At 43.6% G+C, this 12,906-nt stretch carries 9 protein-coding genes and 2 tRNA genes; 3 read left to right on the forward strand and 8 right to left on the reverse strand.

What is annotated here, in order from left to right; translation table 11 throughout:
- Positions 1-5 precede the first annotated feature (5 nt).
- Positions 6-920, forward strand: a complete 915-nt coding sequence (locus AC5JMF_RS32680) for an ion channel (RefSeq protein ID WP_495799865.1) — start codon at positions 6-8, stop codon at positions 918-920.
- A gap of 256 nt (positions 921-1,176) precedes the next feature.
- Here AC5JMF_RS32680 and AC5JMF_RS32685 read toward each other — a convergent pair whose 3' ends face one another.
- Complete coding sequence (locus tag AC5JMF_RS32685) at positions 1,177-1,380, reverse strand: hypothetical protein (protein WP_495799866.1); 204 nt, start codon at positions 1,378-1,380, stop codon at positions 1,177-1,179.
- A gap of 132 nt (positions 1,381-1,512) precedes the next feature.
- On the opposite strand from AC5JMF_RS32685, the gene AC5JMF_RS32690 reads away from it, so the two are divergent.
- Positions 1,513-3,150, forward strand: coding sequence for an alpha/beta hydrolase (locus tag AC5JMF_RS32690; RefSeq protein WP_495799867.1), 1,638 nt, complete (start codon positions 1,513-1,515; stop codon positions 3,148-3,150).
- Between the two features lie 820 nt (positions 3,151-3,970).
- Positions 3,971-4,831: an SDR family NAD(P)-dependent oxidoreductase gene (locus AC5JMF_RS32695; RefSeq protein WP_495799868.1), complete on the forward strand. Its 861-nt coding sequence runs from the start codon at positions 3,971-3,973 to the stop codon at positions 4,829-4,831.
- Between the two features lie 185 nt (positions 4,832-5,016).
- Here AC5JMF_RS32695 and AC5JMF_RS32700 read toward each other — a convergent pair.
- From AC5JMF_RS32700 to AC5JMF_RS32730, 7 genes are all read right to left on the reverse strand, one after another.
- Positions 5,017-5,088 (reverse strand) — tRNA-Thr (locus AC5JMF_RS32700).
- Between the two features lie 43 nt (positions 5,089-5,131).
- A tRNA-Tyr gene (locus tag AC5JMF_RS32705) sits at positions 5,132-5,216 on the reverse strand.
- Between the two features lie 105 nt (positions 5,217-5,321).
- Positions 5,322-7,817: an ATP-dependent DNA helicase RecG gene (gene recG / locus AC5JMF_RS32710; protein ID WP_495799869.1), complete on the reverse strand. Its 2,496-nt coding sequence runs from the start codon at positions 7,815-7,817 to the stop codon at positions 5,322-5,324.
- A gap of 74 nt (positions 7,818-7,891) precedes the next feature.
- Positions 7,892-8,707: a hypothetical protein gene (locus AC5JMF_RS32715; protein ID WP_495799870.1), complete on the reverse strand. Its 816-nt coding sequence runs from the start codon at positions 8,705-8,707 to the stop codon at positions 7,892-7,894.
- 204 nt (positions 8,708-8,911) lie between these two features.
- Positions 8,912-9,856: a translation elongation factor Ts gene (tsf, locus tag AC5JMF_RS32720; protein WP_495799871.1), complete on the reverse strand. Its 945-nt coding sequence runs from the start codon at positions 9,854-9,856 to the stop codon at positions 8,912-8,914.
- Between the two features lie 258 nt (positions 9,857-10,114).
- Positions 10,115-10,912 carry a 30S ribosomal protein S2 gene (gene rpsB, locus AC5JMF_RS32725; protein WP_495799872.1) on the reverse strand — a complete coding sequence of 266 codons (798 nt, stop codon included), beginning with the start codon at positions 10,910-10,912 and terminating at the stop codon, positions 10,115-10,117.
- A gap of 500 nt (positions 10,913-11,412) precedes the next feature.
- Positions 11,413-12,372, reverse strand: a complete 960-nt coding sequence (locus AC5JMF_RS32730; protein ID WP_495799873.1) for a glycosyltransferase family 2 protein — start codon at positions 12,370-12,372, stop codon at positions 11,413-11,415.
- Between the last annotated feature and the right edge of the window lie 534 nt (positions 12,373-12,906).

The following is a 12,906-nucleotide window of genomic DNA, read 5'->3' on the forward strand; positions in this document are numbered from 1 at the left end:
TCGCAATGAAATTTCGACTGAAGAGACCCTCCAAGAAGCAACGACAGCCTGTGATCCCACGAGCTTATATCAAGATCCAAAATGGACAGGTTGAGATTATGGGTATTGGTGCATGGTATTCTTATTGGCGCGATCCCTACCATTTACTACTAACAATTCCCTGGATTGGCTTTTTAAGCCTACTCGCTGTTTCATATGTAGCAATTAATTCCATATTTGCCCTAGCCTACTTAGCAGGCGGAGATTGTATCAATAACGCTCAACCCGGCTCTTTTTCAGATGCTTTCTTCTTCAGTGTGCAAACCCTAGCATCTATTGGCTACGGTGCGATGTATCCTAAAACGACTTATGCCAATGTTATTGTCACAATTGAAGCGATAGCGGGTCTGATGGGAATTGCTTTAATGACAGGATTAGCTTTTGCTCGATTTTCTCGACCTACGGCCCGCGTTATGTTTAGCCGCATAGCAGTAATTACACCCCATGAAGGAGTGCCTACTTTAATGTTTCGCACTGCTAATCAGCGCCGCAATCAAATCTTGGAAGCGCAGATGCGAGTGTATCTGATGCGTGACGAAATTACAGCTGAGGGGCAGTTTTTGCGTCGGTTTTACGACCTTAAACTTTTAAGAAACCAAACACCCAGCTTTACACTAACCTGGGTAGCAATGCATGTAATCAATGAGTTTAGTCCTCTTTATGGGATGTCACCAGAGTCGCTAATGCAGACAAATACCTTAATCGTGATTTCTCTGAGTGGCATTGATGAAACAGTAGCCCAGGTAGTTCATGCGTACCATAGTTATAGTGCTGGTGATCTCCTGTGGAATCATCGTTTTATCGATATTATCCACCACACCTCTGAAGGACATCGCTACATCGACTATAAATACTTTCACGATGCATTACCTTTGGCTTGAAATGGGGGCTGGGGACTGGGTATTGGGGACTGGGGACTGGGGATTGGGGACTGGGGACTGGGGATTGGGGACTGGGGATTGGGGACTGGGGATTGGGGACTGGGGACTGGGTATTGGGGACTGGGGACTGGGGAATTGTCATTTGTCATTTGTCATTTGTTATTAATTATTCTCCTCATCCCCGCGTCCCCGCGTCCCCGCGTCCCCTCACTCCCGCGTCCCCCGGTTGGTGAGCGGAGTCGAACCACATCCTCTATCACCTGTCACCTGCACCCTGTCCCCTATTTTCCGGTGATGGTTTAACGACAACCCGACCATTTTCAACCACAGTACAATTTTTGACTCCACTTTGACTGTAGTATACTGGCTCATCTTGGCATTGGTTTTGATGACAAATATTATTCTGCTCCTGTTGTTGGTTAAGAACAACAACACAACAACTACAGGAAGGAATTGACATACAACATAACTTTGAGTTCTACATTAATTATCGCTCTATATGTTTTGATTTGGGTAAATACGAGATGATGAGTGTAAGTACTTGCTTTATCATGCTTATAGAGCTTATGCAGTTAGATAGCGGGTTTCTCTGATGAAAAAATTTTTGCAACATCTAAGTTTTGGGCTGCTATCTACCATTTTGACCGCAACTCCCGGATTGGGAGCTGAGCGCATTAGCTTTTTTTACCCTCCTTTTGGGGAATTTTCTTTGTCGGTTGACTCGTTAGAAACTTTTGCCAAAGAAGGCAAAATCGACGAAGACTTTTCATTTTATGCCAGCCGCGCCAATCGCCAGCAACTTGCTCAATTACGGGATCTACTCCAGCAGCGTTTCCAGATCACTCCGACTTTGGTGTCTCAGGTGACGTACTCACCAATAGGTGAAAAGGTAGTGCAACGTCTAGGAGAGTTACTGCTCACTGAGTCTCGCAAAAATGGTTTCTATGCGATACGTGCTGCTTTAATTTTGGCAGCGGCTGATCGAGAAGGCTTAACGGTTGTCAATTTGCTGCGTAAGTTCCCTAGCGATACAATCAGGCTGAATTTTACAGAGGGATTGAGCATAGTCGATGATTTATCGCAGTTGCTTAAAAAAAGGGATGAGGTTGTTGCTTTCATTCAAAAAGAAGCAACCACCCAAGCTGCTAATTCCAATGTTGACTTTTCAAAACAGCCAGATTTGCGATCGCCTGGAAAATTTAGCTTTCAAAAAATTAGCATTAATTTAAATGATGTATCCCGCAATCGGCGTTTACCAGTTGATCTCTATTTACCAACAGCCGCACCACAAGACTCACAAAACGCACCTTCAACGCGCTTTCCTTTAGTTGTGATTTCTCATGGCATCGCCTCAGACCGCTATGCTTTTGACTATCTAGCTCAGCATATTGCATCCTACGGTTTCGCCGTCACTGTATTAGAACACCCTGGTAGTAACGCTGAACGCTTTCAATTGTACTTTGATGGTTTAGCAGGGCCACCAGATCCCAGCGAATTTCTTAACCGACCTTTGGATGTCAAATATGTACTCGACGAACTCCAGCGTTTAGAAAATGTAGATCCTAAAATCCGGGGTAAACTCAATTTTCAGCAAGTCGGTGCGATCGGTCATTCCTTTGGTGGTTATACTGTTTTGACTTTAGCTGGGGCAAAGATTAACTTTGCTCAACTTCGTCGAGATTGTAATCCCAATAAATCCTTAAATGTGTCGCTGTTTTTGCAATGTGAAGCAATTAAATTACCCCCAATAAATTATTCACTACAGGACGATCGCATTAAAGCAGTCATGGCCATCAATCCTATCGACAGTTCCATCTTGGGTGAAAGCGGGATCAAGCAAATTCAACTTCCTGTAATGCTGGTAGCTGGTAGCCAAGATATTTTTGCCCCCGCCGTACCTGAACAGATTCGCCCTTTTACCCAGCTTTCTCACCCCAACAAGTACTTAGCCTTAATCGAAAATGCTACTCACTTTTCTGCTCTTGCTGAACCTAGCCGTGGAAATGATGTCTTACCTGTACCTGCTGGTTTGCTAGGCCCTAACCGTGCTGCTGTTTATTCCTATCTCAACGCTTTAAGTGTGGCTTTTTTAGAAACTCATCTTCTCAACCGTCTCGAATACCGCTCTTATTTACAATCATCTTATGGTCAATATATTAGTCAAGCTCCTCTCAATCTTAGTTTGCTACAGTCATTGAATGCAGAGCAGTTGAATCAAATATTGAAATAGTAATTGAAGAAGATTTTTGCAAATACCTTGATCAAAGTTATTTCTGTATATAACTAGCTGAAAATATAATGTAAATAAAATTATGTTGATGAGCTAAGCTTGCATCTTTTGAGCAAAGATGCGATCGCCTGTCCCTGTGCGCTATCCTTACCCGCCCTCCGAAACGTTGAGGGTAGGGACTGGCGCGAATGGTTCAAAAATCAGCACATCTCGAAAAGGCTTCTTCCCTACTCCCTAACTACATAAGTCCGTTCAAAAATCAAAGCCGACTCCCATATATAAATTTGCTGAGATAATTCTATCTTGCAATGTTTTTCATAAAATATGTCTTTTGTATGTCGTAAGTATGACCTTGATATATCAATCCTTGAGCTACAGAGAATTCTTAAAGTAATTGTCAGGAAATAGCGATATTTATCAACCAGTATTCATAAAAACTTATGCTCAAAAATATTCCCTATATATATACTGGTCGTTAGCAAGTATTAAAAAAATATATTAAAAAAGATTGCAAAAGCTTGATTTAATTGTTAACGTGTGTATTGTAGAACAGTGCTGGTGAACGCTCAGATCTATAAGAAGGGCAATCTATGAGCTATATCCATTCAGCTAATTAATTTTCGAGACAAGGGCGACATATTTCTGCTTTCTCTAAGCAATGGTGAGGTATTGCAGACTAACACAGAAATATTTCGTTGTTACAAGCTTTGTTCAGTTCTAATTTCAATATTGTCTTGCTTGGTGTCGGCAAGTAAATAGAAGTGATTGTGACTGCTGGCAATAACCAGAGGTAAGACCTAGATTTTGGAGGTTGAAATCCATGAATATTCAAGGCAAAGTTGCTCTAGTTACTGGGGCTTCGCGTGGCATTGGACGAGCGATCGCGTTAGAGTTAGCGCAACAAGGTATGCAACGGTTAATTTTAGTAGCACGCGATCGCCAAAAGTTAGTTGAGGTAGCTAACCAAATCGAGGCGATGGGTGTAGAAACTGCGATCGTTGCAGTAGATTTAACTCGGCCTATCGAGGTGAATGTTGCTGTTGCTCAACTTTGGCGCAATTACGGCCCGATTCATCTACTGATTAACTGTGCAGGCGTGGCATATCAAAGCTCGTTTCTGCAATCAAAACTCCCCCAAGTTCAAGAAGAACTGTCTGTAAATTTGTTGGGAATGTACAATCTCACCAGTTTGGTAGCTCGACGCATGGCAAGCCAAAAGCAAGGGACAATTGTCAATGTATCGAGTTTGATGGGGAAAGTAGCTGCTCCTACGATGGCGACTTACTCAGCTACTAAGTTTGCCATTTTAGGGTTTACTCAAGCCTTGCGTCGAGAACTAGCTGAACACAATATCCAAGTGATAGCCTTACTACCTTCTTTGACAGACACAGACATGGTGAGTGACTTACAATTATTTCGCTGGGTGATCCCCATGACTCCCCAGCAAGTAGCTAAAACATTCGTCATTGGACTGCAAAAGAATGCACCAGAAATTTTAGTGGGATGGCAGAGTTATCTGGCTGTTTGGTGCCAACGCTTTGCTCCTTGGTTGCTAGATCAGATATTACAAATAGCAACTCCACAATCTAGCGCACGTCTGCACAAACTGATTTTGTTTGCGAAAACCCATCGTTTCAGTGATTTGTTCTCTAGAAACATGGTTTCTTGGCGTAAATCTTGAAGAGTTAGTGACGCGATCGCAATTATAGTTGCGATCGCGTCATAAATGAACTAAATGACCAGAGACTCACTCATGTTATTAATCTTGCATGGTTTGCTTTGGCTAATTCTACGATGCGATCACTCACTGCTTGCTGCCTAGAAAAGGGGATCGCATCATAAGCTTAGACAGATTTTCTACTAAAAAGCCCGTGACGAGGATTGAACTCGTGACCTCACCCTTACCAAGGGTGTGCTCTACCACTGAGCCACACGGGCAAAAATTAAGTTACGCAGCTATTATAACGCATAACTCTAGAAGTGGTGGGCCGGGCTAGATTCGAACTAGCGTAGGCAAAGCCAGCGGATTTACAGTCCGCCTCCATTAACCACTCGGACACCGACCCATTTGTCTCACGATTCACAATCGTAGCATCAGTTTTTAGCAATTGCAAGCTTTTACGAAAATAGGGAGTGGGGGAAAGAGTTAGTAGCGGGTGTTGCGGCTGCGCTTAAGTCAAAATTGCTCCACCCATCAACCGCTCATACTTATATTTCAACTCTTCTTTCATCAAATGCCAACGCTCTAGAGTTGCATCCATCTCTATTACCTTTTCTGCTGCTTGTCGTGCTAAAAGCAATACTTCCTCATCTTCTACTAAACTAGCCAATGTAAAATCTGGCACACCAGACTGTCGAGTTCCCAACACTTCCCCAGGGCCGCGAAAACGCATATCCATTTCCGAGATGAAAAAGCCGTCTTGGGACTGTTCCAATACCTTGAGCCTTTGTTGAGCATCAGGACTTCTCGAACTACTCATTAACAAACAGTAGGACTGGGCTGCACCACGACCGACACGTCCTCGTAATTGGTGTAGTTGCGATAAACCAAATCGTTCTGCATTTTCAATGAGCATAACCGTGGCATTTGGCACATCAACGCCTACTTCAACAACAGTGGTTGACACTAAAATTTGCGTTTGATTATCGCGAAATTTGGTAATTGCCTCATCTTTATCAGCGGAACTCATGCGACCATGCAACAGTCCTACTTGAAAATCAGGAAAGACGCTTTCTTGTAGCTTTTGATGCTCCTCGACTGCCGATCGCACATCCAATTTTTCTGACTCTTCTACCAGTGGTAAAACTACATAAACTTGTCTGCCTTGGGCAACTTCCCGGCGAATGAGATCGTAAGCATGGGTGCGTTGCTGACCTGATAGGACTGTAGTTTGAATCTTTTGGCGTCCTGGTGGTAACTCATCAATTTGGCTCACATCTAAATCCCCATGTATCGTCAGTGCCAGCGTTCGGGGAATAGGAGTGGCTGTCATCGTTAACACATGGGGTTGCTCGCCTTTTTGCTGCAAACGCGCTCGCTGTTGTACTCCAAAGCGGTGCTGTTCATCAATTACCACCAACCCCAAGCGCTGAAAGTTCACAGGGTCTTGAATTAAGGCATGAGTTCCCACCAACAAAGGTAATTCACCAGTTTCTAGCTGGGCGTGAATTTGTCGCCGTTTAACAGTTTTGGTAGAACCTGTAAGTAATTCTACAGGTAGATACAATAAGTTAAACCAGCTAACTAATTTCCGGTAATGCTGTTCTGCCAGCACTTCTGTAGGAGCCATCAGTGCTGCTTGGTAGCCAGATTGAATTGCCGCGAGGATCGCAATTACAGCAACAACAGTTTTCCCAGAACCCACATCACCTTGAACTAAACGATTCATTGGTGCAGGTTTTTGTAAGTCGCTGAGAATATCATTGAGTACCCTTTGCTGTGCGCCAGTGAGTTGAAAAGGTAGGATCTCATGAAATTTGGCAATTAACTCACCTTGGGGAGCGAGAATAGCGCTGGTTTGGATCGCCTTTGCTTGTTGCTGACGTTGTAGTAAACCAAGTTGGAGGTAGAAAAATTCATCAAATACTAGGCGACGACGCGCCGCTGACAAGATAGTACTGTCGCTGGGGAAATGGATATTTGCGATCGCATCTTTCAATTCCATCAAACCATACTTTTGCCGCAAACCATTTGGTAGTGGGTCTTTCAGCTGAGTTGCTGCTGGCAAAGCAGCAATTACCGCCTGTCGCACCATATTCGCTACCACTCCCTCGGTGAGGGCATAAATTGGTACCACTCGCCCAATATTTAACGACTCAATAGTATCTCCTGGATGCGCCAAAACTTCCAATTCTGGATTATCCAGAGTCAAGCCATATTTACTTTCCTTCACCAACCCACATGCCGCGACAATACTACCCACTGGGTAACGGCGTTTTAAACCTTCCTGCCAAGCACGACTAGTAAAGCGCGTACCAGCAGAGAACCGATTAACTTTAATTTGACCTGTGTTATCTTTCAGTAACAACTCTAAAATTGATAATTTCTTATTTTTTGGACTAGTGAAGCAATTGCAACGCTTGACCGTAGCCACAATTGTCACCGTATCACCCGCCTGCAACTCGCGGACATTGACCTGACGAGCATAGTCAATATGGTCACGTGGATAGTAGAAAAGTAAATCACGCACTGTGTATAAACCCAGAGATGCCAACTTCTCAGCTTTACGAATGCCTATTTCTGGTAAATCGCTGAGTTTCTGGTCAATCTTCGGGGCCAACCTCCGACTCACCTCAGCGATAATTGGAGTTTTGGGATTCTGGATTTTGGATTGATAAATTCCCCCCTGCTGGTCACTGAGCGGAGCCGAAGTGCTTCTTTCCTGCTCTTGTTCCTCTTGTTGTAGTTGATAAAGATACCTGCGAGTCTCTGCTACCAAGTGTTGTCTTTGTTCCAACCCCAAACTTGGATAGCTATTAAATTGAGCGGCTAATTCATGCCACCGGCGACGCTCACGTCCAGACAAACCCATGGGAAACTTGCCAAAAGTTAGGCTCAGAAATTCACTAAAGCGATATTGTTTGCCCAGCAAGTCAGTAAAACCATGTTCGGCTTCTACTGCCAAAGCTTTCTGCAAGCGTATCCAATCTGGTTTGTCATTAGTCATTGGCTATTAGTCATTAGTCATTAGTCATTGGTCATTGGTCATTGGTCATTTGACTTTGGACAAAGGACAAATGATTAATCTTCAAACCAACTAGCACGCCATGCGGCTTCAGCTTCAGCAACTGAATGCTCTCGCTGCTTTTGTTGATACTCCCGTCCTAACTTGTTTAACTGAACTAAGATATTGCGGATTTGCTTGCGCTCAGATGAGAGTGCTGCATCAGCAAATTCAATTTCTCCTAGCCGCAGGTTAATAGCCATTATCTGCGTAAGACCAGAGTCTTCTGGCTGCTGTTCATTTTCCAGTTCAATTACTAGGTTTAATAAGTTGGGTGGCCCTGGCATGACTTCAGCAGATGCTTCCGATGCATCTGCTACTGCTGCTAAGATTGGCTCCGGTAATTTTTTGGGTAACATACCAGCTTTTTGTAATAAAAGATTAGCATTATGCGAGAGATTTTTCAGTATCTCCTGCGTAGCTTCTTCTAAATTTTGCTGCCATTTAGCCAGTTCTATAGGGTCAGAAAAATCAAGGCTAACAGTAGATAGAGAAGATATTACTCCCTCATCCCCCTCATCCCCCTCATCTCCCTCATCTCCCTCATCCCCCTCACTCCCAACACAACTGAGTAATTTCTCAGCAGCCTGTTGACCCAACTTCCGGATGGCTTGTTGCAATTGTTGCCGCTGATTTAACGATAAACTCAGAAATTCTTCCGGATATCCTTGGGTACAAAGATGGTAGCTTGCCAGAATTAGCTGTCTACGTACAGCTTGCCCTAAAGTGCTGAGATAGCTGGCATAGGCGCTTTCTAGTTCTGCGGCGATCGCACAAATCGCTTCTCGCAACACTGCAATATCCCGCTCAATTCGCTCTATCGCTCTTGCCATATCTTTTCGCTCTTGCCCATCTGTACTTGATCATGGTACAAATGTACGAATTTTTTGAGAAATAATCATCCAGAGGTTCTAATATTTTAGGCAAATAATCATTACCTCTAGTTCAATCAGTACCAAAAAATACAGGCCAGTTAAAATAAACCGACCTGTTGTAGAAACAGTCATTTGTCCTTTGTGATTTGACCAATGACTAAATCACTTACCACCCATTTGTGCAGCAACTTCCTCAGCAAAGTTGCTTTCTTGCTTTTCAATGCCTTCGCCCAACACAAAGCGGACAAACTGAACGACTTCGATTTCTTCGCCTACTTGAGCCTTCACTTGCTTCACCAAGTCTTCCACGGAAATACTCTGATCGCGAATGTAAGGCTGATCTAGCAAAGTCAATTCTTTCAAGCGTTTTTCAATCCGTCCCTGAACAATTTTTTCTTTAATGTTCTGGGGTTTGTTCGCCAAATCATCGCGCCCCATTTCCACATCCTTTTCTTTTTGGGCGACTTCAGCAGGGATTTGGTCTACACTGACATATTCAACGTTTGGGCAGGCTGCAACTTGCATAGCAGCATTCCGCGCCAAGGCTTGGAATTCTTCTTTACCAGCAGCAGTTTCAGTCTGAGATTTCAACTCAACTAGCACACCCACTCTACCACCAGTGTGGATGTAGCTGTCTACTATACCTTGAGAACTTTCTAGGATCGCAAACTTGGTGAAGCGACGTACCTGGATGTTTTCACCCAACTGAGCTATTGTTTGCTTGATGAATTCTTCCACAGTCACGTTTTCATCTTCGATATAGGGTTGAGCCAACAAAGACTCAACGCTATCAGCAGTTGTGGCTTGCTTGGCTAGATTCTTAACCAAAGCTTTAAAGCCTTCATTACGGGCAACAAAATCGGTTTGGCAGTTAACTTCTATCAATACACCTACCTTGCCACCGGGTTGAATGTAGGTATCTACTAAACCTTCTGCCGCAATGCGATCGCTTTTTTTACCTGCCGAAGCGATACCCTTTTTTCGTAGCCAGTCTATGGCTTCGTCTATGTCGCCATCAGTTTCTTTTAGCGCCTTTTTGCAGTCCATCATGCCAGCACCAGTTTTTTGGCGTAGCTCTTGGACGAGTTTTGCAGATATTTCCGCCATGTTGCCTTAATTCCTAACTTGACCTTGAGTTGTAATCGCTCACAAATATATTAGTTAATCAGTGCTGTTAACGGTAGCGGAGCGTTGAGCCACGTTTTAAGTGTTGAGTGCTGAGTTTTGATTTTAAGAAAGTTCTTTAGTCAAAGCTCGCTACTTCTAACCACAAATCAGACTCAGAATTGCCCAAGTGTGAGTATTTCTATCTTAATCAGTGGTGAGTCACGAGTAAAAGTTTCACTCACAACTCACAACTTTTCATTATTCTTCTTCGTCTTCGTCGTCGGGAATCAACGAGTCGGTGTACTCGCTTTCATCGTAATCGTATTCTTCCTCTGCACCTTCGTAATCTTCGTAATCGTCTTCTGCATCTAGTTGACCATGACGACCTTCGTAGATTGCATCTGCCAATTTTCCGACTATCAGCTTAATTGATCTAATAGCGTCATCATTTGCTGGGATAGGAATATCCACTACATCTGGGTCACAGTTTGTATCCAACATAGAAACAATTGGAATTCCCAGCTTTTGGCATTCTTGAACCGCGTTATATTCTCGGCGTTGGTCTACAATCACCACAATATCGGGAACTTTCCGCATTGTTTTAATGCCGCCCAGATATTTTTGCAGCTTAGCCATTTCTCGACGCAGCATCGAGGCTTCTTTTTTTGGTAATAAATCCAGTGCGCCGCTTTCTTCACGACGTTCCAAATCTTTGAGGCGGTCTACTCTGGTTTTGATAGTTGCCCAGTTGGTCAACATGCCACCCAACCAGCGCTGATTAATATAATGTGAACCGCAGCGGCTAGCTTCTTGGGCGATGATTCCTGCTGCTTGTCGCTTTGTACCAACGAACAGAAACTTCTTGCCCTGTTCAGCGTGCGATCGCATGTAATTATACGCATCTTCCATCAACTGGGCTGTTTGCACCAAGTCAATGATGTGTACTCCATTACGGGAAGTATAAATGTATGGAGACATTTTCGGATTCCAACGTCGGGTCTGATGCCCAAAGTGAACTCCCGACTCCATCATTTGAGCCAATGAAACAACTGGCATATTTTTGAACTCCTATTCGGGTTAAACCTCCATTCAGACGTATTTCCTAACCAGGAAACACCCGAATTTCTGAATGTGCGAGATTAGTTAACCATACTAGGGTAACACATTTGGGAATGGCTGGGGATTGGGGACTGGGGATTGGGGACTGGGGATTGGGGATTGGGGATTGGGGATTGGGGATTGGGGATTGGGGATTGGGGATTGGGAATGAGTGTTTGTTATTTCTCCACTGCCCCCTGCCTTCCCGGTCAGTGAGCCAGTTATTTCTCCTCTGCTCCCTGCCCCCTGCTCCTCTGCCCCCTTACCTACCGAGTGGTGAGCGAAGTCTAACCACATCCCACTCCCTACTCCTTTCAAGGGTAGGTTTTTCATATTCAGTCTGAAAAAGCCTATTTTTCCGTTCCGAAATCTTTCTCCGCGTCCCCGCGTCTCCCCGTCCCCGCGTCCCCGCGTCAACCAAAACGCGAAATCTAAAAAACCCACCCATAAGAGACTCCCTACTCCCCACTCCCCACTCCCTCCCCATAAGCCTCATAGACACCCTTGACGTTATACCAGTTGAGAAAAATTCTGGCAATTTCTAAAGCCAATTGAGGTTTACCCAGATTAATTAGCCATTGCAAAAAAGGAGCCATTGTTCGCTCATTTAAGATGCCATTAAGCGAGAGGATGCCCCAAAGCAAGCGGTGTAACCAAGTCATTTGAATCATCATTCGCACTTCCCATGTAGGGTGCTTTTGATAAAACAAAACTCCCATGCGCCCACGTTGAATCTCTTTGTCAATTAGACGGGGGATTTGTTCTAAATTAAATGGTGGATGCCAGTGATAGCCAACAGCAGCGGGACATTTGATTAGTTTTAAACCTAGTTGTTTCAACCTCACACCTAGTTCTAAATCTTCCCAGCCATAAAGTTGAAAACTACTGTCAAAAAGCCCAGCTTTTTGTAGCCAATATTTGGGAATAGCGACATTTCCTGTAGCAAAAAATGCTGCGGAAAAATCTGTGATTTTATAGGGTTCGGCGGTAGGGTTGTCGAAGTTACAAGTATTAATTACAGCACCATAAGTGAAAAAGCGATCGCTTGCCAATTTTGCTTTTCCCTGCACTAGTGCATCGGCATGAGCTTGCAAGAAATTTTTCAGCACCACCAAATCGCTATCAATAAAGATAATTACATCTCCCTGCGCCTGTTCTACCCCCAAATTTCGAGCCATTGCCGGCCCAGCATGGTCTTGCTGAAACCATCGCACATGGGAAAACTCGTCTTTATGTGCTTCTAACCACTCCAATGTGCCATCGGTAGAACCATCATCCACTAAAACAATTTCATAGCCATCTACAGACGTTGCTTGTAGCGTCTCTACATGACTCAATTCCTGCATCTCTAAGGCCCGCAGGCACTTTTCTAAAATTGGTTGGCGATTGTAAGTCGGGATCACAACACTAAAAAACACAGTCTCACCCACGCAGTACTATCCATCTCCAGGATAGGACAACGGAGGTGCTAACACAGTTCCTAACTGCAACTAGAGGGATAGGGGTTTAGAGGATAATGCCAAAGTTCCCTACACCCCTATTTTTTGACCTCACTCTGCTGATCAAAAAAGCAACCTTAGTAAATACAATTTGCCTAGTATGTTGCTGAGATCGCATAGAACTTCTATTTGATTTCTCAAAAAATTCAGTCCCAATAGAAAAGGCTGTTCCCTACTCCCCACTCCCTACTCCTTACCTACACAAGTAATCTCAAAAATCAAAGCGGATTAATAATAGCTTTATTTTCCTGAACATCACTTTTATAAAAAAATAATTTTTAATAAATTTCGGTTAATCGACATATAACCTAATTTTAATTTTTATTCTTTAAATTCTTAGATGTACTTGGTATTTTCATGCAAAAAAAAGCACATATTAGCTTGAGCCACATATTTTTTATAAGGTTATTTGCCGTGTGAAATATGTGGAATTTCAGTTAATAGCATATGGCT

This window comes from Desmonostoc vinosum (assembly GCF_059505385.1).